We start from the raw sequence: 23849 nt of genomic DNA on the forward strand, positions 1-23849 counted from the left end.
AAAGTGCATTTTTTTAGCAAAGATATTTTGCTTAATTATTTAGCTAGATTAAAAAATGGCGTATATTTAGCGTTTTTATAATCTGTGTACACGTGCTTAAGAAAGAGAAGTTGCAATGCAAAGAGTATTAGTAGTTGAAGACAGTAAAGTAGTACAGCAAGTGTTACGTCACCTCGCTGCTCACTATTTAGATGTGGCTGTCGACTTTGCGTGGTCTTTAAAAGAGGGCGTCTCTTTAATTTCCGAGCACGATTACACCTTGGCTTTAGTCGATTTAACGCTACCTGATGCGATGAATGGCGAAGTAGCTAAATACACCTTATCAAAAAACATCCCGACCGTTGTTCTAACATCAAAAATTGATGAATACATTCGCCAGCAGATGTTAGAGCTTGGTGTGGTTGATTACGTGGTTAAAGATAACCGCGACTCATACCATTATGCGATCAAACTTGTTGCACAATTACTTAGAAACGATGGTAGCAAAGCGCTGGTGGCTGATGACTCAGTACTAAGTCGCACTTTGATGAAGCAAATGCTCGAAAAGCAGTTGTTTGATGTACGCGATGCTCAAGATGGTGAACAAGCACTACAAATGCTTAAAGACGATCCTGAAATCAAGCTGCTTCTTACGGACTATGCAATGCCAACAATGGATGGTTTTGAGCTCGTTAAAGCGGTGCGTAATTTCCGCGGCCGTGATGATTTAGCTATTATCGGTTTATCAGGTGCCGGTAAGCATGGTTTATCGGCGCGTTTTATTAAATACGGCGCTAACGACTTTTTAACTAAGCCGTTTATGAATGAAGAGTTTCATTGCCGTGTTATGCAAACCATGGAGCAGCTTGCTTTAATAGCCGATATAAAAGAAAGCGCATACCGCGACCATTTAACTGGCTTGTATAATCGTCGTTATTTTTATCAATACGCAGAAAAACTGCTTAAAAATGTTGAGCAAGAAAACGTATTGGCTTTGCTTGATATCGACTTTTTTAAAAATGTGAACGACCAGTTTGGTCACGAGGCGGGTGATCAGGCGCTAAAACAAGTGTCTTCATTTTTAAAGACTAAGTTTGATGACTTCACTATCGCGAGAATCGGCGGCGAAGAATTTGCCGTGGTACTGCATAATATGGACTTAGCTAAGGCCGAATCAAGGCTCAATACCTTCAGAGAGCAGTTAGCAAGCCATGCCTTTTCAATTAACGGTGAGCCTTACTCATTAACCATGAGTATTGGTATGACTCAATTCCAAAAAGTATCGCTTACAGCTGCGATGCGCATTGCTGACAAGGCCTTATATCAAGCCAAACAGCAAGATCGGAACTGCTTAGTTAAACTATAGTTGTGCTAATTGCACCAGCGCTGGTTAATTGTTAAAAAAATGCACCAATAGGGTGCATTTTTTTTGTGCAAAAACCAATTTTTATTTTTAAGTTATTGAAAATAAGTAATAAAAAATAGTGGCACAAAGGTTGGATTGTATAAGCCAACAGGATAACAATAAGCGTCCGAAGGGGGCCACTATGAAAATGATTAGTGCAATAATAAAGCCATTCAAACTTGATGATGTACGTGAAGCATTGGCTGATTTAGGCATTGAGGGGATGACAGTTGTCGACGTTAAAGGCTTTGGCCGTCAACGTGGTCATACTGAGCTATATCGTGGAGCTGAATACCAAGTCGATTTTATTCCAAAAATCAAACTTGAAATTGCAACTCGTAGCGAAAATTGTCAACGCGTTGTTGAAACCATCACAAAAATTGCTTCAACAGGCAAAATTGGTGACGGCAAAATTTTTGTTTACGACTTAGACCAAATCGTTCGTATCCGTACGGGCGAACTTGATGAAGAAGCAATTTAAGGGGGAATTATGGAAAACACTATCGTAGAGTTGAAGTTCTCACTCGACACTTTTTACTTTTTAATGTCGGGTGTTTTAGTAATGTGGATGGCGGCTGGTTTCGCTATGCTTGAAGCAGGTTTAGTTCGTGCAAAAAATACAACAGAAATCCTAACTAAAAACGTTGCACTATTTTCTATTGCCTGCACTATGTTCTTATTAGTGGGTTACAACATCATGTATGTTGATAACGCAGAAGGTGGTTTCATCCCTTCATTTGGCGCATTAATCGGCACTCAAGCTGCTGATGCGGATCACTCTTTAGAGTCTGATTTCTTCTTCCAAGTTGTGTTCGTAGCAACAGCTATGTCAATCGTATCTGGTGCGGTTGCTGAGCGTATGAAGTTATGGGCATTCTTAATTTTCACTGTTGTTTTAACTGGTTTCATCTACCCAATCGAAGGTTACTGGACTTGGGGCGCAGGTTTCTTATCTGAAATGGGCTTTGTTGACTTCGCTGGTTCTGCAATCGTTCACGGTGCAGGTGCTGCGGCAGCGCTAGCTGGTGTACTTTTCCTAGGTGCTCGTAAGGGGAAATACGGTAAAAACGGTGAAATCTACCCAATTCCTGGCTCTAACTTACCGTTAGCAACTCTAGGTACATTAATCCTTTGGATGGGTTGGTTCGGCTTTAACGGTGGTTCACAGCTACTTGTTTCTGACGCTGAAAACGCAACAGCGGTTGGTAAAATCTTCTTAAACACTAACGCAGCAGCAGCGTGTGGCGCAATTGCAGCACTATTCGTATGTAAAGTGTTATGGGGTAAAGCTGATTTAACTATGGTTCTTAATGGTGCACTAGCAGGTCTAGTAACGATTACTGCAGAGCCTGCATCTCCAACGCCATTACTTGCTTGTTTACTTGGTCTATTAGGTGGTTCACTGGTTGTATTTAGCATCGTTGCTCTTGATAAAGCGAAAATCGATGACCCTGTAGGTGCTATCTCTGTACACGGTGTGTGTGGTGCACTAGGTATCATGTTAGTACCACTTTCAAATTCTGATGCAACCTTTGTTAATCAATTAATTGGCTTAGTATGTATCTTAGGATTTGTGTTCATCGCGTCATCAATCGTATGGGCAATCCTGAAAAATACCATGGGTATCCGTGTTACCGAAGAAGAAGAACTAAACGGTATGGATCAACATGATTGTGGTATTGATGCTTACCCTGAGTTTGTATCAGTTCGCAGTAACTAATCTTGGTGCGTGCAAATAGCACGCCCATAACAATATCATTGTGTGTTCAAAACAAAGCTCTACTTAGGTAGGGCTTTTTTGCGTTTAAATAAGTCTTTTCTGATAGGCGAAATCGCTATTTTTTGACTATGCTTAATGTTCATTTCTAACAAGGAAAAACGATGGATAACAAACTCTTGCTTATAATTATTTCGCTATTTTTACCGCCTGTTGCGGTATTCTTAAAAGCGGGCGCAGGTAAAGACTTAGTGATTAACATTATTCTATGCTTTATCTTCTTTATACCTGCTGTGATCCACTCACTCTGGTTGTGTACACGCTAAACGAGTTTAAGTGACTGTTAATTTTACAGGTGTTAATATTGCGCTGTTCAAGGCGTAATCCTGTAAAATTAACTGACCAATAGCGAACTCAATGGCTGATAAAAAAACTCCTGCAAAAAAATCGTCTAGTAAACCGAAGGCGACATCAAAAAAAACTACCGCTAAGCGCTCACGCGCACCTCAAGGGCCAGCTAAAGCTAGTGTATTAAGAAAACTTTGGTCAATTTTTTGGAAGCTTTCACTTGCTGTGATTGTTGCCATGGTGCTGTATCTAATTTATTTAGATGCAAAAATTACTCGCCAATTTGAAGGCAATAAATGGCAGTTACCTGCACAAGTGTATGCTCGTGCAATGAGCTTTTATCCTGGGCAGTATTTGTCTCAGCAAGAGGTTATTTGGGAGTTAAACCGTTTAAATTACTCATCTGTAAACAAGCTAAGCCGAACTGGCCAGTATGTTAAATCAGCTAACAGTATTAAAGTGTACCGCCGTGAATTTGAATTTTATGATGGCCTTGAAGATTCACAAGTGATTGAGCTGCGTTTTTCAGGGCAGAAATTAGCAACTATCAAAGATAAATTTGGTCGTCGTTTAAACAGCGCTCGATTAGAGCCAGTTCAAATAGCTCGCATTGGTAATGATTCAAAACAAGACCGCGAGTTTGTGCCGCTAGATAAATTTCCGCCGATGCTAAAAGACACTTTACTAGTGGTTGAAGATCGTAATTTTTATCAACACCATGGCGTATCTGTGTGGTCAATTATGCGCGCTTTATACAGCAATATTAAAGCCGGACGTACAGTGCAAGGGGGCAGTACCTTAACCCAGCAATTAGCAAAGAATATATACCTTACCCGTGAGCGTTCTCTGGTGCGTAAGTTTAATGAAGCGCTTATCGCCTTGATATTGGATTACCGCTACAGCAAAGATGACATTTTAGAAGCTTACCTCAATGAAGTGTATTTAGGTCAGTCTTACAATCAAGGCGTTCATGGTATGGGCCTTGCCGCTGAGTTTTATTTCTCAAAGCCTGTGGATGAGCTTGAATACGACCAAATTGCGCTTTTAGTGGCTATGGTGAAAGGTCCATCGTATTACAACCCACGTCGTTATAGTGAGCGCGCAATGGAGCGTCGTGATCTAGTACTGCGCTTAATGGTTGAAAATAAATTGATTGATACCCGTGAATATCGTGCGGCATTAAAGCGACCAATTGATATTGCACCAATGAAAGACAGTCTGCAAAAGTCGTATCCGGGTTACTTAGAATTAGTTAATCGAGAATTAAAGCGCCTGCTACCTGATCAGCAAGTGTTAGATGCCGGGGTGCGTGTATTCACCTATTTTGACTTACAAAAGCAAACGGCCATGGAAGAGTCGATTGAGGCAAGTTTACCTTATCTAGAAAGACGCCCTAAAACAGAAGAGCTTGAAGCGGCGATGATCTCTGTTAACGTTGAAAAGGGTGGGGTGTCGGCATTAGTTGCGGGCCGTGACGTACGTTATTTTGGTTTTAACCGTGTGCTTGATACCAAGCGTAATATTGGCTCACTCGTTAAGCCTGCCGTTTATTTAACGGCATTTGAAAGTGGTCAGTTTAATGTTGCTACGTTGGTGGATGACTCACCGCTGCAAGTGACTAATGAGCAGGGGAAAGTATGGCAACCAGAGAACTTCGACAAGCAGTTTCGCGGCCCTATGCCACTATACAAAGCATTTAGTAACAGTATAAATATTCCTGCGGTTAACACGGGCCTTGATGTTGGGGTTGATAAAGTAGCTGATACCTTGAAGCGTTTAGGTGTAGAAGGGCGAATTGATCAATATCCATCATTGTTATTAGGCGCTCTTGAGCTTTCAAGCTTTGAGGTAGCGCAGCTTTATACAACCCTTGCTGCTGATGGTCAGTACCGCGAATTAACGTCTATTTCAGCACTGACAGACTCAGTAGGTAAGGTGCTTTATAAACATGATGTCAGCTCACAAAAACGTTTTGATGATGCATCAATCTACATGACTAAGTATGCAATGAAGCGCGTGACTAAAGATGGCACGGCTAAACGCCTAAATGCTCATTTCCCATCAATTCAGCTTGCTGGTAAAACAGGCACCAGTAATGACTTACGCGATAGTTGGTTTGCAGGTTTTGACCAAAACACCGTGACTGTTGCATGGATTGGTCGCGACGATAACAAGAGCACAGGTTTAACAGGAAGTGTTGGCGCACTAGAAGCTTACATTCGTTACCTTAAGCCACTCAACCCTGAAGCCATAGCGGATACTCGCCCTGCTTCTATTCGTTGGGCCTTTATTAACGAAGAGACTGGTCTGCAAGCGCCTCCGGGTTGCGGCAAAGTAGTGCAGCTACCTATACGTGCCAGTGAGTTTGAGCCTAGACCAACTTGCGTTAGAGATTAATAACACCAACTCGCATTAATACTTAAATAAACGAATTGGCAAAGAATAAAAAAAGCCCCAGCATTGAAAAATGCTGGGGCTTTTTATTAACTTGCTTAACGCTTATTAAAGCTTCGCGAATGCGCGCTCTGCGGCAGCAATGGTGTCGTTGATCTCTTTTTCAGAGTGCTCAGCGCACACAAAGCCTGCTTCAAACGCCGAAGGAGCTAGATAAACACCTTCTTCTAGCATTAAGTGGAAGAACTTCTTGAAGCGCTCTAAATCACACTCAGTCGCTTGTTGGTAGCTAGTTACTTTTTCTTTATCAGTAAAGAAGAAGCCGTACATACCACCTGCGTAGTTTGTTGTAAGTGCAATGCCTGCTTTTTTCGCAGCGGCTTCAAAGCCTTCACAAATTGCTTTGCTCTTTGCTTCAAGTTCATCGTGCAGGCCTTCAGCACTTAATAGCTCTAAAGACTTTAAGCCAGCAGCCATGGCAATTGGGTTACCTGATAATGTACCTGCTTGATAAACTGGGCCAACAGGTGCGATGTAATCCATGATTTCTTTCTTACCACCAAATGCACCCACTGGCATACCGCCACCGATCACTTTACCTAAACACGTTAGGTCTGGCTTGATGTTGTAGTAAGCTTGTGCGCCGCCTAAAGCAACACGGAAACCTGTCATTACTTCATCAAAAATAAGCACAGATTTGTATTCATCACACACCTCACGTAAACCTTCTAAGAAGCCAGGTACAGGTGGAATACAGTTCATGTTGCCAGCAACTGGTTCAACGATGATACAAGCGATTTCGTCAGCGTATTTTGCGAAAATTGCTTTTACTTCATCAAGGTTGTTAAACGACACAGTTAATGTGTGCTTAGCAAAGTCTTCAGGAATACCCGGTGAGTTTGGTACACCCATAGTCAGTGCGCCTGAGCCTGCTTTTACTAGTAGTGAGTCAGCATGACCGTGGTAACAGCCTTCAAACTTTAAGATTTTGTCACGGCCAGTGAAACCACGTGCTAAGCGAATTGCACTCATTGTTGCTTCAGTACCTGAGCTTACCATACGTACTTTTTCGATTGATGGTACTAGCTCTTTTACTTTTTCGGCCATTAAGATTTCAGTTTCGGTTGGTGCACCATAACTTAAGCCATTTTCAACGGCTTCTAATACCGCTTGCTTAATAGCTGGGTGGTTATGACCCATGATCATTGGTCCCCATGAACCAACGTAATCGATATAACGGTTACCATCAGCATCAAAGGTAAAAGGGCCTTCAGCTTTAGTGATGAATAAAGGAGTACCGCCAACGCCATTGAAGGCACGAACTGGTGAGTTAACACCGCCTGGGATTGATTCTTGCGCGCGATTAAAAAGATCTTGGCTAATTGTCATGAATAGTCCTATTGGGTTGTCACGTTAAATGAGTTGGTTTGCAAGGGCTCAAAGAGCCCAAACGAAGTAGCTTAGCTATTACGTTTACGGCTAAACCAAGGCACGTCGACTTCATATTGCTCAACTTTGTCGGCAACATCTAAGGTTAGAGCAAACAACGCCATGCGAATTAACACGCCATTTTGCACTTGGCGGAAAATCGCTAGGTTGTCGTTGCTATTTAAATCGTTATCTAGCTCGTTTGCTTCTAAACGGCTATCACGAGGAAGTGGGTGCATCAGTACTGAGTTAGGCTTACAGTGTGCGTTGTAAATTGCCTGACTGATACGGAAACCACCACGGTATTTGTTAGCTTCTTCTTGTGAAGGAAAGCGCTCTTCTTGGATACGGGTTTGATAAACAATATCGGCGGCCAAGTTGCCTTCCATTTTATCTACTACTTGAATTTTATGACCTGCGTTATCAACAGCATCTAAAATGTAGTCTGGCATTTGTAAGCCATCAGGTGCCACCATAGAGAATTTAACGTCTTTATAATGACAAAGTAATTTAGATAAAGAGTGCACAGTACGGCCGTATTTTAAATCACCTACTAGGGCAATATGCATACCGTCGATACTTTGGTTGAAACGACCTAGCTCACGTTCAATCGTTAGTAAGTCTAGTAAGGCTTGTGTTGGGTGCTCATTCGGGCCGTCACCGCCATTAATCACTGGCACGTCACACCCGGTGGCAAACTCGGCAACAGAGCCTGCGTCAGGGTGGCGCATTGCGACTGCATCTGCATACGCTGAGATCACGCGTGCGGTATCATACAAAGATTCACCTTTTGCAAGCGCTGAGCTTTGCATGCCCGTTGTTTCACGAACTAAACCACCTAGTAAGTTAAATGCAGTACCAAAACTTACGCGAGTACGCGTGCTTGGTTCAAAGAACAAGTTCGCTAAAATTGCGCCCTCTAAAACATTGGTGCGCTTTTGCTTTTTAGCATAAGGCTCCATTTTCTTAGCAACTGCAAAAATACGTTCAATACAATCTCGATCAAGCTGATTGACCGACAGGATATTTTCACCTTGGAAACTTAGCATGGGGTTTGTTCCTAATCACATTTATAGGGCGCTGGCACTCGGTATGGGAGGCCGCATAAATTTGCGCAGTACTATAGCAAATTTTTAGCGTTCACAGCAGCAAATTATAAGTTAGGTTTAATAATTGCCAGTGCCACTATAGCTAAAAGGATGAGTACCGGAACTTCATTAAAAATACGGTAAAAGCGATCGCTACGTGTATTGCGATCATGCTTAAAGTCAGCCAGTAATTTAAAGCAATAGCCGTGGTAGATATAGAGAATAATCACTAACACCAGTTTGTAGTGCAGCCACATGCTGTATCTAAACCAGTCTCGACCATATTCAAAAATGGTCAGTACGCCAAATACCAATGTTAAAACAGCAAACGGTGTCACAAAAAACAGTAAGCGGCGTTCCATTACTTTCAGCATTGAGTTACAGGCTTTTTCTTCACTCATTGCGTGGTAAACAAAAAGACGTGGCAGGTAAAAAATACCGGCAAACCAAGCAATCATAAAGAATACGTGGAAGGTTTTATAAACTAATAGCGCAGTCATTTAAGCATCCATTTTAATTGTTATAACAAACTGTTGCGAATGGTAAGGATATGTCTGATTTGGTCCCAACGCAAAAGGCCCATAATCTGTTGGTTATCAAGCAGGTTGTAAATATATACCGCACCGCTGCGTTTATCTTTTAATAAGTCAAAAGCATCGGCTAATGTTGCTTGGCTACTAAGGCCGGCAAGGCTGACATATTTGATATTACTTTCTTGGTCAGACATCAGGCTTAAATCATATTCTGCAAGACGATAGCCATTCTCTTCATCATGAACAATCAGCGGGGTTTGGCTATCAAGGGCATCGAGCGACTCTTTAATTTGTTGTTTGTCGTCACTGTAAAGCAGCTTGAATTGCTCATCCATTTCATCCATCACACCTACTTTTTGTAATGCTTCGGTAGCTGGTGATATTTGATATTCAAGCCCTTGGAAATCAAGTTGTTGCATGAAAATAGAGCGGTTACCAAAAAACTGCAACGCCGTGACATAAGCCGTTGAGATCACCAACATGGCTGGCACAATGATCTCGGGGCTTGAGGTCAATTCCATAACCGTAGTGAGAGCTGCCAGTGGTGCGTGTAATGTTGCTGCCAATAACCCTGCCATGCCAAGCATGCTATAGGTACCTGTGATATCAACACCCGGACTAATAAACTGCGCGAAAAAGGCCATTAAGGTGCCCATTAATACCCCAAGTCCAATAACAGGGCCGATGATCCCACCTGGAATACCTAAACCAATGGCAAATAAGGTGGCGAGTAATTTAGCAATCAAGATGGTAGTTAAAAACTGCACATCATCTGGTGATTCAATAGCAATAGTGATAGCACTCATACCAGAGCCCATTGCATGAGGAACCATATAAGCAATTAAACCAGCTATTAATCCTGCTAGTAATAGACGAGGGAACATACTTAGTGGTTTGAAGGTACGGATTATAAGCATCAAGTTTTGGTTAAATGCATAAGCAACAGCGCCAAGTGCCATACCAAAAATGATTAAAAATGGGTAATGCCAACCACTCAATGGGTTCATGGTGATAAGTGCAAGCTCTGAAGCGTCACCAAAGACAAATTGAGTGGCTAATGCGCCGGTAACCGCTGCGAGCATAATGGGCACGAAAATATGCACCTTATACTCCCTCAGTACCACCTCCATGACAAAGATAACGGCTGCAAGTGGGGTGTTAAATGAAGCAGCAATACCAGCTGCAACACCACAACCGGTGAGGGTACGCATTGCATTGTGCGGAAGGTGTAGTTTATCGGCCAGTAAACTGGCACCCGTTGCACCCATATGTACTGAGGGGCCTTCTCGACCGACCGAAAAGCCACTAATAAGGGCTAATGCACCGCCGACAAATTGGTTTACCGTGTTGTAAAGCGGCATATGGCCATAATGTTTTTTAATACGGTGAATTACAAATGGAATGCCAAGACGATAATGCTTAAAGCCTGTTAGGGCGGCGAATAAGGCAATTAGTAAGGCTGCACCAACTGGCAGTATCATCCGCTCATAGGTTGGTAAAGTGGTGAAGTCATCAGGCTTATCTAAAAATAAGCTTTGAAAAAACATGATTGTGAGGCGAAAAAGTATGATCAACACTGCCGCAATTAACCCTGCACTTACACCAAGTAAGCACAATTGCACAGATGTTTTAGGCTTTGCTAGGCGACGTCTTAGTCTCTCAAGCCACATGCATATTTCCTCACAGCACTTTTGAGCCGCAGTTTAGCAAATCAAATTAACTAAGTCGTTGGGATTTTATAATTTTATCTGCATTTTGGGTAAATCTAGCTAATCTTTGCTGTCGTTATTAATTCGCTGCGTTAATTCAGGTAAGCGAGCTGTAATGGCTTTTGATATTTCATCTACCAACGGGGCATGTTTTTTATGAATAACCGTGTTGATAGCCATTTGCCTTAGTACAATTACAGAAAAATCTTTTTTAAAGGTAGTTATATCGTTATTGAGCGCAGGATAAAGTGCATAATCGACACGACCTTTTTTTAGCATAGTAAGCGTATGGCTCAAGTCTTCGTTATGAATGATCTCGGCTTTAATATCAAACTCATTAAGAATTTCGATATCACCAATCGAGCTCATAATTCGGTTGTTTGGGTTGTATAAATTATCTCTATCGCATGGCAGCGCTTTTCGACATAGAAGCACTAAGTTAATAACGCCAAGGCTAGGTTCTACGACAATAATATTCTCGAATTTACGCATATTACTTTGTGAGCGCACAATATCGCCGTCAACGATGCCTGCATTTAATAACAATACGCCTCTTCGAGATGGTGTTGCTTGCATCTGGACTTTGATATTTAAATCATTATAAACATCACTCATTAACGCTTTAAATGGTGCTACACGCGGAATATCTATATAGGTTAACAACAGCTTTTTTGGCCGAGAGTAATTTGTTGCAGATGGCTTTGCGTCAGTAAATAAATCATTGAGTAAGGCTATTTTAGCTTTGTTTTCAGCGTCATTGCGTATGCCAATCACTAATGGGGAGTCGGTAAACTGAGTTACTATTTTTGGCTCAGATAGGTTTTGTTGCTCAGCAAAATAGTTAAGCACTTTTGGTGCAGTAATCGCAAAATTAATCTGCTTAGTTTGAAATAAGTGAAATAGTTCTTCATCGTTTGCTGTTTGCACTATGCTGTCAGCATAGGATTGAATTACTTTTTCGACCACACCCGGGTAAATATAAGGCTCAACAACGCCAACTTTGTGCTCATTAAAAAGCTGTTCAAGGATTTCAAAATCTTGTGGATTAGACTGAGTGGTAATGACAGCTAGTTGAGAATTTAAAATAGTGGGTGAAGCAACAAAGCCGGGCATCATTTCAGATGGCCAAGCAGGGTAATAACCCAGGTAGCCGGTTAACTGGGCTTTTTTTATTGCATCTTGCCAAGGTAAATATTCAACTTCGAGGTTTATCGATTTTTTGGCAAGCCTGTCTCTTAGTAGTGCAATAGCATCACCGCCATTTTCCATTGTACTACTTGCATACGGCGGGGCTTCTAAAGAGGTGATTTCCCATGTTTCTTGGTACGTGCTATCAGCAGCTGCAAGCGAGCTAAAAACAAGTACCATAAAATAATAAAAGCGAGAAAGCATGGAAAAAGAATCATTATTAATTGTTTAATAAGTATACGTCTAAATTAGATTTTTTAGCATTATTAATTTGCTTATTTGCAGTTCATAACATTACAACTAAAGCAGTGATGTTTTTGGTCATACATACGCTTATCGGCCATGCTAAGTAATTCGTCAAATGATTGCGCATCGTCAGGATATAATGCAAAGCCAACACTCGCCTCAACGAGCAAGTCACCATACTCTGATTTTATCGGCGCCTTAATCGCACAGATCAATCGTGATAGTGCACGGTTTATTTGTACTTGGTTTTCTATGTCGGTAACAATAACTACAAACTCATCACCACCAATGCGTGCAGCACAATCGGTTTTGCGAGCAGTATCTTGTAAGCGTTTAGCAACTTCTACCAGTACTTTATCTCCCACTGCATGGCCATGGGTGTCGTTAATCGGCTTAAACTTATCAAGATCAAAATACAGACAACCTACCTTAGAGCCTGTGCGCTCAACACGGGCAAATTCTTGCTTGATGAATCGCTCAAGCGCACTACGATTTGCTAAACCAGTAAGGTAGTCTGTTTGTGCTAATTGCCTAATTTTCTTCTCTGCCATGACGCGTTTCGTGATATCGAAGTTAACGCCAATCATGCGGTTGCCGTATATTCTTCCATCTGCATTGATATAGCGTGTTTTGCCAGAGGGTAGAACAATCTGAAACTCTGCGTGAAACTCTTCGCCATTTAAAATTGCGAGTTTTAGCTTGTTAGTCACGTCTTCATATTCATCTGGATGCAAGCTATTTGCCCATGCTGAATAGTCCCCTTTGAATTCTGATTTTGGAATTTCAAATAAGGTATGCATCCAGTCATCCCAAATCAGTTCATTAGTGTCAAAATTCCACTCCCATATACCAATATGAGCAGCATCTGCAGCCATAGACATGCGTTGGTGTAAGCTTTCAAGCTCGGTTTTTGCTTGTTTTAATTCAGTAACATCTTCAGAAACGTCCAATAAATATTGCGCTTTACCATTACTGTCTTTAATTGTGAGTTTCCGTGTTCTTAAGTAATGAGTATTGTCATCAATAGTAACCGGCTTTTCCTCTATAGTTAGAGTGTCATCACTTTTCAATACATCCCGATCGGTTTGCACGAAACTGACTGCTTGTTCATTACTGAAAATATCAAAGTCATTTAAACCGATTAGTTGGTCTTTATTTTTACCGAGGAGTTGCTCACCCGCTTTATTTACATGGCTAAATGTAAGATGCTCAGCTTCTTTTACAAACAACATGATGGGTAAATTATCGAAAATAGTTTGTGTAAAGGCTTCTTGGTTTCGAATATCAGAGAGATCTTTTATTGTCGCCACATAAGGACCTGACTCTTTTTTACCAATTGAGCTGATTGTTAATGTAATGGGAAATCGTTTTTTATTGGCTCGTTGTCCTTTTAAGAGCCGACTGCTACTTTTACCCGCCGTTTTTTTACTGAGCTGTGAATCTCTGAGGATTTCATCAAGTTCTAACGATCTTTCGGGGATCAGGGTACGAATATGTTTGCCTATTAAATCATGTGGCTGATAGCCAAAAACTTGGTTAACAGCCGGGTTTGCAAATTCAATTTTTCCTTCATTATTAAAGCTAATTACCACATCTTGTACGGTATTAAGTACTGCTTTTAGTTTTGCTGATAATAAGCTCCTTGCTCTGAGCTCAACAGCACCCAATACAAACAGACTTAATGCCACCAGAATAAAAATAATAAGTTGTGCTAACGTCGAGTAGTCGTGGGTTGTAACATAGGTGGTGTATTCAGTTTCAAAAACAGACATCGAAATCATGCCGATGTAATGCATTCCCGAAATTGCACTGCCCATTATCAAAGCCACCACCAAGTTCATCCGTGTTTGATGAACCCCTTTAGCAAGTCGAAAATCATTAATTTTTAATGCGATACCTGACAGTACAATAGCGACGATAATAGATAAAGAGAACAACCAAGGCTCATAAGCCATTTTTGCAGGCATCACCATCGCCATCATGCCAACAAAATGCATCGAGCCAATCCCAGCACCCATTAGCACACTTCTAAATAGTAGCCCTTTGTCGGTTTGTAGTGCTGGTGAGAGTACGATGTAACTGGCAAACACACTTGGCAAAATTGATATCAAGGTAATGCTAATGTTGTATTCAATAGGGATGGGTAAGGTATAGGCAAGCATACCTACAAAATGCATACCCCAAATACCTATACCTAAAAAACACGATGCCATGATGGTCCAGATCTGACTTTCATTTTTTAGATAAGAGTGTTTGATACGAGCAGATAATAAAAATGAGATATACGAAGCAAATACGGCTGTGAGGATTGAAGCAAAAACAAGGAGTAAATCGTATTCAGCTGGAATGACCTGCGCACTGCTTAAATTATCAGTTATAAAATGCAGCTTGAAATGCTCTATCACAATTATCTTCCCTCAGTGCAAACTCATGCCAGCCCAAATGTAGTACAAATTAACTTTAGTCCAAGTCGAATGGCTTAGCCAGTTGCCCTCACCATAATTGAGATGCTCTTCTGGTGATACTTGATTAAAACACTCGGGTATTAGATAATTGCGGCCAATATAGGTTTTGAGGGTTTTGGTATGTCAGATGAGTTGCCAATCAAGTTCAGCGATGCAGCAGCTGTTCGTGTTAAACAGTTAATCGAAGAAGAAGAGAATCCAGATCTTAAACTACGTGTTTATGTAACAGGTGGTGGTTGCTCAGGTTTCCAATATGGTTTTACTTTTGATGAAAAAGCTAACCCTGGCGATTTAGAAATTGTTAAAAATGGTGTAACGCTAGTAATTGACCCTATGAGTATTCAATATTTAGTTGATGGTACCGTGGATTACACTGAAGGGCTTGAAGGCGCACGCTTTTTTGTTAATAACCCGAATGCAACAACAACCTGTGGTTGCGGAGCCAGCTTCAGCGTTTAATGAATTATTTAAAAAAGCCACTTTATGTGGCTTTTTTATTGCTTTAACTTCTCATAGTATCCCGCCTCTGCTAAATTTTACGCATTATTAGAAGGAATTTTGCGTTGCCAAATATAACTACAATTATAGAAAAGAAACCCTATATTTTAGCTATCGCCATTGTTTTGGTGATTGTACTGTGGATGCTGTCTGGGGATAGCAAAGCAGATCAAAAAGCACTGCAAGGTGATGAGCAAGTTCAAGAGCGCTTACCTAAAGTGCAAGTGATGCCGTTGGTCGCTAAGAATATTAATAAAAACCTAACTTTTTATGGAAAGTCAGAGCCTGACAAAATCTCGAACATTAGCGCTAGGCAAGCAGGGCAAGTACTCGAAATTTTGGTTGAAGAAGGTCAGTTTGTAAAACAAGATCAGGTTATTTTACGTCTCGATAAATCTGATTTAGCCGCCCAAATCACATCAGCAGAAGCCTTAGTTGCCCAGTATCAAACTGAATACGAAGGCGCGCTTAAACTTAATCAGCAAGGTTTACAAAACAAAGTATTGACCATGCAAGCACAAGCTATGTTGCAACAAGCAAAAGCAACTTTGGTAAGCCTTGAATTAAAGCTAGAGCGCACTGAAGTACGTGCTGCTTTTGATGGCGTTATCAACAAACGTTTAGTCGAAATTGGTGATTATGTTGGCATAGGCGACCCTATTTTGCAGCTTGCTGATTTAGACCCGTTAATTGTCAGAGCCGATGCGACTCAAAAAGAAGTGCAAGGCTTAGAAGTTGGGCAAGCTACCTTTGCTCATGTGTTAAATGACAAAACCTATCCGGGTCGAATTCGTTATATTGCCTCTGTTGCTGATGACAGCACTAATACATTTCGCATCGAAGCGGCGTTTGAAAACCCGGGTATGAAATATAAAGCAGGTTTTTCGACTCAGCTTAATATTGAGTTGCCAACTGAGCCTGCCATGTTATTAAGCCCGGCTTTTATGGCCCTAGATGAACAAGGTAATATCGGCGTAAAAGTCCTGAATGACGACAATATTGTAGAGTTTAAGTCAGTAAATCTAGCTAAAAGCACCGAGCAGGGCGTTTGGCTTTGGGGTTTAGGTGAGCAAGCGAATGTTATTACCCTTGGTCAAGGTTTTGTGCGTGCCGGTGACAAAGTTGAGCCTGTGTTTACTGAAGCAACGAGCAACTAAGTATGAAAAACTTAATTGAAGCGTCGTTGACTCACACGCGTACAGTTTTATCTATTTTCATCTTGTTGCTGATCTCGGGGTGGGTGACATATCAAACCATCCCTAAAGAAGCGAATCCTGATGTCACTATTCCTTTTATTTATGTGTCGATTATTCATGACGGTATTTCCCCTGAAGATGCTGAGCGGCTATTAGTTAGGCCAATGGAGATTGAGCTACGCTCGATTGAAGGCGTAAAAGAAATGTCAGCGGTGGCAAGTGAAGGACATGCCTCTGTGACCCTTGAGTTTATTGCGGGTATGGATCCCAAAGAAGCCTTAGCTGATGTACGAGATAAAGTTAGTTTAGCTAAGGCAAAACTGCCTTCTGAATCAGAAGAACCAGAAGTTCATGAAATCTTGATGGAAGATCAGCAGCCAACCATTACATTAACCTTGTCAGGCGATGCGCCAGAGCGAGGTTTACTAACCCTGGCCCGTAATCTAAAAGATGAACTAGAAAGCATTTCTAGTGTATTAGAAGTTGATGTAGGTGGTGACCGCGAGGATATGGTCGAAATTGAGGTCGATCCATTGGCGATGATTTCTTATGGCCTTGAACCGAATGACATTATTCAACTGCTATCAAATAACAACCGCTTAGTTGCTGCTGGCACCCTTGATACTGGTAAAGGCCGCTTTGCTGTAAAAATCCCATCGGTATTTGAGACGATTCAGGATGTGATGGAGCAACCTGTGAAAGTTGTTGGCGATAGGGTGGTGCGTTTTATGGACGTAGCAAAAATTTGCCGAGCATATAAAGATCCAACCTCAATCGCACGTATTAATGGCCGCCACGCGGTTTCGCTGGAAGTAAAAAAACGTGCTGGCGAAAATATTATTGATACGGTCGATCAAGTTAAAAAAGTGGTGAATGAGGCCAAGGAAATTTGGCCTGAGCATATACGAGTGGATTACACCGGCGACATGTCAAAAGACGTGAAAATGATGCTCTCTGATCTGCAAAATAATGTGCTGTCTGCTGTATTGTTGGTAGTTATTGTGATTGTGGCGGTACTTGGCGCGCGCACCGCCTTCTTAGTAGGTATTGCCATTCCTGGTTCATTCTTAACCGGGATTTTAGTGATCTCTGTATTTGGTTTAACGGTGAATATCGTGGTGCTTTTTGCACTCATCATGGCTGTCGGTATGCTGGTGGACGGTGCAATCGTTGTCAGTGAGTTTGCTGACAGAGCGATGAGTGAAGGCAAACCACGCAAGGCTGCTTATAAACTAGCTGCTGAGCGAATGGCGTGGCCAATCATCGCTTCTACGGCAACGACATTAGCTGCCTTTGCACCGCTAATATTTTGGCCGGGAATGATGGGCGAGTTTATGAAATACTTGCCGATTACGCTTATTGCCACCTTGACTGCGTCATTACTTATGGCATTGGTTTTTGTGCCAACCATTGGTGGATTAATAGGAAAATCAAGGCCGCTTTCTGAGCAGCAAAAACATGATTTAGAGTTAGCTGAGTCTGGTGACTTAACACAAATTAAAGGGATGCTTGGGCGTTATATTCGAGTGCTTGATTATGCAACAGAGCGTCCTTGGTGGAGCCTTGCTGCTGCAATCGTGTTTTCTATTTTGGTGTTCTTTGCATTTGCTGTTTCTAAGTTAGGGGTTGAGTTCTTTCCTGATGTTGAGCCAAATGGCGTCAATATCAAAGTACGCTCTTACAGTGACTTATCTATTTTTGAAAAAGACGTGATCATGAAAGACATTGAGTCACGCATCTTAAAAGTGGAAGGTATTAAAACCTTGTATGCCCGTACTGGCGGTAAAGATCAGGTAGGCACGTTTAGAATGAATCTAAAAGACTGGGATGAGCGCCCACCTGCAGAAGATATAATCAGTCAAGTTAACGAAATCACGGCAAGTTATGCTGGTGTCGAAATTGAACTTCGTAAAGATGAAAACGGCCCCGGTGGTGGCAAAGCGCTGAGTATTGAACTCAGCTCTCGATTTGTTGATGTGCTTAACAGTGAAGCAAAACGAGTAAGACAAGCTATCGAAAATGATGGCGCGTTTCGAAATGTTGATGACAGTGCTTCAAAACCGGGCATTGAGTGGCAACTTAAATTGAATCGTTCGGATGCGGCTCGTTTTGGTGCGGATGCCAGTATGCTAGGGGCGAATGTTCAGCTTATTACTAATGGTTTAAAACTAGGGGAATACCGCCCCGATGATGTTGATGACGAGATTGATATTCGCGTACGCTTTCCTCATGACAAGCGAGATTTAGGACGTCTTGAAACGTTGCGTGTAAAAACTATGCACGGGCAAGTGCCAATTAGTCACTTTGTTGAGCGCCAAGCAGCCCCTAAGGTCGATACAATTCGCCGTGTTGATTCTCAGCGCGTTGTTACCGTTAATGCAGACATGAAACCGGGTGAACAACTTGCTAAAGCGTTGCCACGCTTACAAGCGCAACTAGAGAAGCAAGGGCTAGATCCGCGCGTGAAAATTAAAGTGCGTGGTGAAACAGAAGATCAAGATGAATCAGAAGCCTTCCTTGAGCAGGCTTTTGTGGTTGCCCTGTTTGTGATGGGGATCATTCTGGTAACGCAATTTAATAGCTTTTATCAAGCATTTTTGATTTTAAGTGCTGTACTGTTTTCAACTGTGGGTGTGTTCTTAGGTTTAATCGTATTACAGCAACCGTTTGGTATCGTGATGTCAGGCATCGGGGTTATCTCGCTTGCAGGTATTGTGGTTAATAACAATATTGTATTGATTGATACCTATAATGTTTTACGTAGCCAAGGTCTTGCTGCAAAAGATGCGATTTTACGAACTGGTGCTCAGCGTTTAAGGCCAGTACTATTAACTACCGTAACCACCATATTGGGATTAATGCCGATGGTACTGCAAGTGAATATTGACTTATTTAACCGTCATATTGATTTTGGTGCGCCATCTACTCAGTGGTGGGTGCAATTGGCCACGGCTGTTGCGGGTGGATTAACATTTGCTACTGTATTAACACTGGTACTTACGCCTTGCTTGTTAATGCTGCGAGATCGTCGTCGGTAATCGGTAATTTCGTTACTGATTAATTAAAAATGAGTGACCCTAGTGTTGGGTCACTTTAATCATCAGTAAAAAGAAGCCTAAAACTAACGCAGAGGCGATCAAAATATACACAAACCCCTTCTTACCTTGCTTAATTGGTACACGATTCTGTTTTAAAAATAGGTACCACGCGACACACAGTACAATTGGCAACAAAAATAATATACGAAACATTTCTTAACCTTTTTCAGTATTTACATACACTTTAAGCATAAATATGCAGATTTTAAAGTGATACTTTCATCCTGTTACACTTCCAATTGATCAATTTTTTGGTACAGTTAACCAGTTAACTATAGAGCACATGCTTTAATTTTAGCTACACTTAGACTTGTATACTAAAACGGTCCATACCTAAAAGGTGGACATTTGTATAATTAATCATTCAAACTGAAAATTATTAGTATATAATGTGTCCAAGAGTGAGACGGGCAAATTTCACTCTTAAATTATTAACTTGAATCATCTAGTAGGAGATGTATTTTATGATGGGTAAAACAGTTTCTTCTGAAGAAAACTCGAAATTAACGAAATGGCTTAAAACTAAGCGTCATGAGAAAGGTCACACAATGCGTAGCCTTGCACAGGTTTTAGGTACGCCGCATTCTTTCATTGGTAAAATTGAAAACCAAGAACGTCGTTTAGATGTAATTGAATTCATGCGTTATTGTGATGCTTTAGAAGTTGACCCGTACGAAGGCCTTAATTTACTTAAAGACGCTTAATTATTCATTACTAAAAGCGAAACGCCGCTTTTAAAGTAATATAAATAGTGCAAGGAAGCGCTATTTAAAGCCTCTCCCTTGCATCATCCTCTCTTTAATCACATACGTATCAGATTTGTTAATTGTTTTGGTGATAGTTGTTTTCTAACGCATAAAGCTTATGACGAATTAAGAATAAAAATACCAGTGATGGGATCACCATCAATGCAGTTAGCACAAAGAACATCGCCCAGTTTCCACCTAACCAGTCATCAATAACCACGCCGCTGTAGCTCGACAGTAAAGTTCTGCCTAAATTACCCAATGAAGCAAGTAGTGCATAGTGGGTCGCACTAAATGCTCTGTCGCATAACATTGATATAAACGCCACCATGGCTACCAGTGACCAAGCTTGGGTAAAACCATCAATAATAATAGCAAATGCATACAGACTCAGTTTGGGGCCTGCAATAGCGATCCAGGCAAAAGCTAAGTTTGAAGCTGCCATCGCAATACCGCTAATAAACAAGCCTTTTACAATGCCATAGCGTTGATTGAATAAGCTTCCTAAAAAAGTAAAAGCGATGGTGAGCACTGCAGTGCCCACTTTTGAGAAGGTCGCTATGTCACTATTTGAAAAGCCGACTTCTTTATAAAACACGATAGACATTCGCCCTAAAAAGGCTTCACCGATTTTAAATAAGAAAATAAAGGCCAATAATGCCAATGCTGTTTTTACGCCATTACGGGCAAAGAAGGTTCTGAAAGGATCAAAAACGGTTACAGCAAGCCATGCAATCACTTTAGCAAAGCGAGTCTGCGTACTACCAGCTAGCTTTTGTTGATAGGTTTGTTCAAGCTCAGCTTGAACAGCATCACGGTTTGATTCGGGTTCTTTTGCCCACAATACGCTGCTCATTAATAGCAGCATTACCACAGATAAGAAAAAGTAAACTTGTGGCCAATCAATTGAAGGGATGTCGGCCATATAAAATGGCAGGGCGCCTAATAGGGCGTAACCGCTCCACCAACCTGAAGTGGCCATTGCAGCTGCTGCGGTGGCTTTGTGGCTTTCGTTTTCGGCTAAAGTGTCGATACGAAATGCATCAATAGCAATATCTTGAGTCGCAGAAGCGATAGCAATAACTAAACACAGCGCGGCAGCAAACCAGAGGTTGGCCTTGATATCGAGCCCAGCAAGTGAAAAGGTGCCAATAAAAATCACTGACTGGCAAAGTAAAATCCAGCTACGGCGCTGGCCTAGCCAGTTAAATAAAACAGGTAACTTTACACGGTCAACGAGCGGTGACCATAAAAAGTTAATGCTATACGCACCAAACACTATGCCAAATAACCCGATCATACTGCGGCTTAAGCCTTCGTCTTTTAGCCAAGCCGACATGACAGAGCCAATCAATACCCAAGGAAAGCCACTGCTGATACCAAAGATGAATATATTGATTAAACGTTTATCTTTGAAGTACGAGAAATACTCTGAAATAGAAAGGGGTTTTGTCATAGTGTTGCCAGTTTAAGGGGCGTGCGCCCCTATTTATTATTGATTAGCGTCAAGCACTTTTACGTTTAAGATAACAACAGGATCTTTGGGTACAAAGCTGTAACCGATTTTTTCGTTAAAAGCGGTTTCGACACGCATGATTTTGTCTAGTGTGTCATAGCCATCCATGACCATACCGAATACGGCAAAGCCCCAGTCGCGACCAGGATTAAGATGATCGTTATCGTCCATATTAAAGAAAAACTGACGAGTACCTGAGTGAGGTTTACGGTCTTGATATGCCATTGCGATGCTATACATATCGTTTTTTAACCCGTTGCCACTTTCATTAAAAATAGGGTCACCTTCGTACAGACCATCATAGTCTTTATCGTAACCACCGCCTTGAATAACAAAATCACGTTCGTTGTCTTCATCACGTTCTACACGGTGAAACACACTACCTTGATAGCTACCGTCGGCAACGTAAGTTAGAAAGTTATTTACGGTTATTGGTGCGCGTGAACGATCCATTTCGACCACAATACTGCCAAGCGTAGTGACAATTTCTACGCGTGGAAACATATTATCTTTTTGAATAAATTTACCCTCAGTCGCTGCGAATGAACTGTGAGCAAAAAACAATATAAAACTAAGTAATAAAATACGCTTCATAGTTAACCTTCTAAATAGGCGATTAATTCTGGGTCAGATACAATGCGGGTAATTATTTGCTCAGTCAACTTATTAAGCTGACCTTCTACTTTTGCACGGTCATGGCTGAGTGGCCCTTCTAGGTTTGCATTACCACGGTATATCTTGCTGAAAGTGCTTGAGTTTCTGATTACTCTTAAGCCTAATTCAATAGTTGCGTCACTTGTGTGAGTCATCATCTTTTCAGTAACAACTGCTTGTAGCTTATGAATATCTAATTCAAAGCGTTTTGTTGCCAAGTTTGAGATACTCGCCCCATTACGGCTTAACGCACTGTCTAGAGCGCTTTTCACTGAATCAGTAATACCTGGGCTGGCAAGGGTTTTAGTTTTATCTGATTCAATAATTTTTAGGGTCACGTTGTCGCCGCGTAAATCAATTACGCTAGTACTAACGCTAGTACTAAGGTTTGAAATTTTGCCGCCTTGATAAACGGGGTTTAAAATTAATTGATTGGGTTGGTTGCTACATGCCGCAAGCGCAAGCACCGCACATAAAGGAAGTATTTTTTTCATTTAGTTAGCTCCATTAATTATTCTTTGTTGCACTTAGTACGACAAACTTTTTGTTAGACCCTAACAACTTACAATTGCCGAACATGCGTTTTAACTTTTCATGATAGTCTAGATGACGATTACCAATAATTCTTAATTCACCACCGTGCTTTAATGTGTGTTTTGCCTGTTTGAACATTTGCCAAGCAATATGATCAGTAACCGCTTGCGCTTGGTGGAATGGCGGATTACATAAAACGAGGTCAACACTGTTAGGTTGAAAATCGGTTAAGCAATCGTTTTGGACAAACTCACACTGCTCTAATTGCTCTGGTAGATTGTGAGCGACGTTTAATTTAGCTGATTCAACGGCCATAAACGACTCATCAACGAAGGTCACATGGGCTTTAGGGCAACGCTTTAAGGTCATTAAGCCAACAACACCATTACCACAGCCTAAATCAATGATGCTGCGAGCTTTACTTGTTTGTGGCAAATAGTTAAAGAAAAAGCGCGCGCCAATGTCTAATGAGTCTCGAGAAAATACATTGGCATGATTTTGGATTTCAAACTCACTTCCTTCAAGTGGCCAGTTAACAGGGAAGGGGGCAACTTTATTAAGACCACTGGTTTTACTGATAATTAAGCGGGACTTTTTAACCGCTAAGCTGGTTGATGTTTCACCGATATACTGACTAAAAGCCTTTATAGTTGAGTTGTGAATGTCTTTCGTTTTTCCAGCTGCAATAACATCAATGTCGGCAGGTAAAGCTGCACTGATTGCGGCAAGTTGATGCTGAAGATAGCCTAAATTGCGTGGCACTTTTAATATCACTAAATCAACCTGATTAGGTAATGCTGCTAATGAGTCCAGTTGCGTTAAAGAATCTGTTGATAACTCATTAGCTTGTAAATTATAGCGGGTAGCTTGATGACCAATATACGAGTCGTTAACTGAATAAACTGTTAACGTATTAAAGGCACAGGCTAAAGCGCCAAAACTGTCATTGAGTATCAGGATTGAATTTGCATCTGGATAGTGCTCTTGTACATAATTGACAAGGTACTCATCGCCTGAGTCCCACGCTTGAAGACTGCGATTCTTTTGATCTAACGGAAAGCGTTCTAGGGTATAGGTGTTATCACCGAGCTGTGCTTGGGTGGTCAT

The 23849-nt window shown here is 41.4% G+C and carries 19 protein-coding genes; 9 read left to right on the top strand and 10 right to left on the bottom strand.

Annotation, left to right across the window (positions count from 1 at the left end; all coding sequences use genetic code 11):
• Positions 1–115 precede the first annotated feature (115 nt).
• The 5 genes from J8Z28_RS04400 to mrcB all read left to right on the top strand — a co-directional run bounded on the left by J8Z28_RS04400 (position 116) and on the right by mrcB (position 5846).
• The gene (locus tag J8Z28_RS04400) at positions 116–1345 is read left to right on the top strand and encodes a diguanylate cyclase (RefSeq protein ID WP_054562322.1); all 1230 of its coding nucleotides are present in this window, start codon (positions 116–118) and stop codon (positions 1343–1345) included.
• Between the two features lie 181 nt (positions 1346–1526).
• Entirely contained in the window at positions 1527–1865 is a 339-nt protein-coding gene (locus tag J8Z28_RS04405; protein WP_054554260.1) for a P-II family nitrogen regulator, read from the top strand.
• A gap of 9 nt (positions 1866–1874) precedes the next feature.
• Positions 1875–3104: an ammonium transporter AmtB gene (locus J8Z28_RS04410; protein WP_054562321.1), complete on the top strand. Its 1230-nt coding sequence runs from the start codon at positions 1875–1877 to the stop codon at positions 3102–3104.
• Between the two features lie 161 nt (positions 3105–3265).
• The gene (locus J8Z28_RS04415) at positions 3266–3427 is read left to right on the top strand and encodes a YqaE/Pmp3 family membrane protein (protein ID WP_082401591.1); all 162 of its coding nucleotides are present in this window, start codon (positions 3266–3268) and stop codon (positions 3425–3427) included.
• 91 nt (positions 3428–3518) lie between these two features.
• The gene (gene mrcB / locus J8Z28_RS04420) at positions 3519–5846 is read left to right on the top strand and encodes a penicillin-binding protein 1B (protein WP_055020644.1); all 2328 of its coding nucleotides are present in this window, start codon (positions 3519–3521) and stop codon (positions 5844–5846) included.
• Positions 5847–5951: 105 nt separating this feature from the next.
• Here the strand turns inward: mrcB and hemL are convergent, their stop codons facing one another.
• From hemL to J8Z28_RS04450, 6 genes are all read right to left on the bottom strand, one after another.
• Positions 5952–7232, bottom strand: coding sequence for a glutamate-1-semialdehyde 2,1-aminomutase (gene hemL, locus J8Z28_RS04425; RefSeq protein WP_054562319.1), 1281 nt, complete (start codon positions 7230–7232; stop codon positions 5952–5954).
• A gap of 71 nt (positions 7233–7303) precedes the next feature.
• The gene (locus tag J8Z28_RS04430; protein WP_054554265.1) at positions 7304–8320 is read right to left on the bottom strand and encodes an aspartate carbamoyltransferase; all 1017 of its coding nucleotides are present in this window, start codon (positions 8318–8320) and stop codon (positions 7304–7306) included.
• A 104-nt stretch (positions 8321–8424) separates the two neighbouring features.
• A complete protein-coding gene (locus J8Z28_RS04435) occupies positions 8425–8859 on the bottom strand; it encodes a CopD family protein (RefSeq protein WP_054562318.1) in 435 nt (144 codons plus the stop codon).
• A gap of 20 nt (positions 8860–8879) precedes the next feature.
• Positions 8880–10562 (bottom strand): chloride channel protein, encoded by a 1683-nt coding sequence (locus J8Z28_RS04440; protein WP_054562317.1) that lies wholly within the window; start codon positions 10560–10562, stop codon positions 8880–8882.
• Between the two features lie 99 nt (positions 10563–10661).
• The gene (locus tag J8Z28_RS04445; RefSeq protein ID WP_250659975.1) at positions 10662–11993 is read right to left on the bottom strand and encodes a type 2 periplasmic-binding domain-containing protein; all 1332 of its coding nucleotides are present in this window, start codon (positions 11991–11993) and stop codon (positions 10662–10664) included.
• Between the two features lie 71 nt (positions 11994–12064).
• Positions 12065–14440, bottom strand: a complete 2376-nt coding sequence (locus J8Z28_RS04450) for a diguanylate cyclase domain-containing protein (RefSeq protein WP_055197868.1) — start codon at positions 14438–14440, stop codon at positions 12065–12067.
• A gap of 180 nt (positions 14441–14620) precedes the next feature.
• Here J8Z28_RS04450 and erpA point away from each other — a divergent pair, with 180 nt between their 5' ends.
• The 4 genes from erpA to J8Z28_RS04470 all read left to right on the top strand — a co-directional run bounded on the left by erpA (position 14621) and on the right by J8Z28_RS04470 (position 19996).
• Entirely contained in the window at positions 14621–14959 is a 339-nt protein-coding gene (gene erpA, locus J8Z28_RS04455) for an iron-sulfur cluster insertion protein ErpA (protein WP_054562313.1), read from the top strand.
• A gap of 104 nt (positions 14960–15063) precedes the next feature.
• Positions 15064–16155, top strand: a complete 1092-nt coding sequence (locus J8Z28_RS04460; RefSeq protein ID WP_250659976.1) for an efflux RND transporter periplasmic adaptor subunit — start codon at positions 15064–15066, stop codon at positions 16153–16155.
• 2 nt (positions 16156–16157) lie between these two features.
• On the top strand, positions 16158–19232 hold the full coding sequence (locus J8Z28_RS04465) for an efflux RND transporter permease subunit (protein ID WP_250659977.1): 3075 nt from the start codon (positions 16158–16160) through the stop codon (positions 19230–19232).
• Between the two features lie 524 nt (positions 19233–19756).
• On the top strand, positions 19757–19996 hold the full coding sequence (locus J8Z28_RS04470; RefSeq protein ID WP_054562310.1) for a helix-turn-helix domain-containing protein: 240 nt from the start codon (positions 19757–19759) through the stop codon (positions 19994–19996).
• 118 nt (positions 19997–20114) lie between these two features.
• On the opposite strand, the gene J8Z28_RS04475 is transcribed toward J8Z28_RS04470, so the two are convergent.
• The 4 genes from J8Z28_RS04475 to J8Z28_RS04490 are packed head-to-tail and all read right to left on the bottom strand — an operon-like array spanning position 20115 to position 23849.
• Positions 20115–21494 (bottom strand): AmpG family muropeptide MFS transporter, encoded by a 1380-nt coding sequence (locus J8Z28_RS04475; protein WP_054562309.1) that lies wholly within the window; start codon positions 21492–21494, stop codon positions 20115–20117.
• Between the two features lie 36 nt (positions 21495–21530).
• Positions 21531–22148, bottom strand: coding sequence for a peptidylprolyl isomerase (locus tag J8Z28_RS04480; protein WP_054562308.1), 618 nt, complete (start codon positions 22146–22148; stop codon positions 21531–21533).
• A 2-nt stretch (positions 22149–22150) separates the two neighbouring features.
• Positions 22151–22702 (bottom strand): YajG family lipoprotein, encoded by a 552-nt coding sequence (locus J8Z28_RS04485; protein ID WP_250659978.1) that lies wholly within the window; start codon positions 22700–22702, stop codon positions 22151–22153.
• 13 nt (positions 22703–22715) lie between these two features.
• Positions 22716–23849, bottom strand: coding sequence for a methyltransferase (locus J8Z28_RS04490; protein ID WP_054562349.1), 1134 nt, complete (start codon positions 23847–23849; stop codon positions 22716–22718).

Source organism: Pseudoalteromonas sp. SCSIO 43088 (genome assembly GCF_023650795.1).
GTDB classification, from domain to species: Bacteria; Pseudomonadota; Gammaproteobacteria; order Enterobacterales; family Alteromonadaceae; genus Pseudoalteromonas; species Pseudoalteromonas shioyasakiensis.

Coding starts and splice junctions, on each gene's coding strand:
- J8Z28_RS04465 (WP_250659977.1), top strand. CDS start 16,158: ATGAAAAACTTAATTGAAGCGTCGTTGACTCACACGCGTACAGTTTTA.
- J8Z28_RS04445 (WP_250659975.1), bottom strand. CDS start 11,993: ATGCTTTCTCGCTTTTATTATTTTATGGTACTTGTTTTTAGCTCGCTT.
- J8Z28_RS04415 (WP_082401591.1), top strand. CDS start 3,266: ATGGATAACAAACTCTTGCTTATAATTATTTCGCTATTTTTACCGCCT.
- J8Z28_RS04485 (WP_250659978.1), bottom strand. CDS start 22,702: ATGAAAAAAATACTTCCTTTATGTGCGGTGCTTGCGCTTGCGGCATGT.
- mrcB (WP_055020644.1), top strand. CDS start 3,519: ATGGCTGATAAAAAAACTCCTGCAAAAAAATCGTCTAGTAAACCGAAG.
- J8Z28_RS04490 (WP_054562349.1), bottom strand. CDS start 23,849: ATGACCACCCAAGCACAGCTCGGTGATAACACCTATACCCTAGAACGC.
- J8Z28_RS04475 (WP_054562309.1), bottom strand. CDS start 21,494: ATGACAAAACCCCTTTCTATTTCAGAGTATTTCTCGTACTTCAAAGAT.
- J8Z28_RS04405 (WP_054554260.1), top strand. CDS start 1,527: ATGAAAATGATTAGTGCAATAATAAAGCCATTCAAACTTGATGATGTA.
- J8Z28_RS04440 (WP_054562317.1), bottom strand. CDS start 10,562: ATGTGGCTTGAGAGACTAAGACGTCGCCTAGCAAAGCCTAAAACATCT.
- erpA (WP_054562313.1), top strand. CDS start 14,621: ATGTCAGATGAGTTGCCAATCAAGTTCAGCGATGCAGCAGCTGTTCGT.
- J8Z28_RS04400 (WP_054562322.1), top strand. CDS start 116: ATGCAAAGAGTATTAGTAGTTGAAGACAGTAAAGTAGTACAGCAAGTG.
- J8Z28_RS04430 (WP_054554265.1), bottom strand. CDS start 8,320: ATGCTAAGTTTCCAAGGTGAAAATATCCTGTCGGTCAATCAGCTTGAT.
- J8Z28_RS04410 (WP_054562321.1), top strand. CDS start 1,875: ATGGAAAACACTATCGTAGAGTTGAAGTTCTCACTCGACACTTTTTAC.
- hemL (WP_054562319.1), bottom strand. CDS start 7,232: ATGACAATTAGCCAAGATCTTTTTAATCGCGCGCAAGAATCAATCCCA.
- J8Z28_RS04480 (WP_054562308.1), bottom strand. CDS start 22,148: ATGAAGCGTATTTTATTACTTAGTTTTATATTGTTTTTTGCTCACAGT.
- J8Z28_RS04470 (WP_054562310.1), top strand. CDS start 19,757: ATGATGGGTAAAACAGTTTCTTCTGAAGAAAACTCGAAATTAACGAAA.
- J8Z28_RS04435 (WP_054562318.1), bottom strand. CDS start 8,859: ATGACTGCGCTATTAGTTTATAAAACCTTCCACGTATTCTTTATGATT.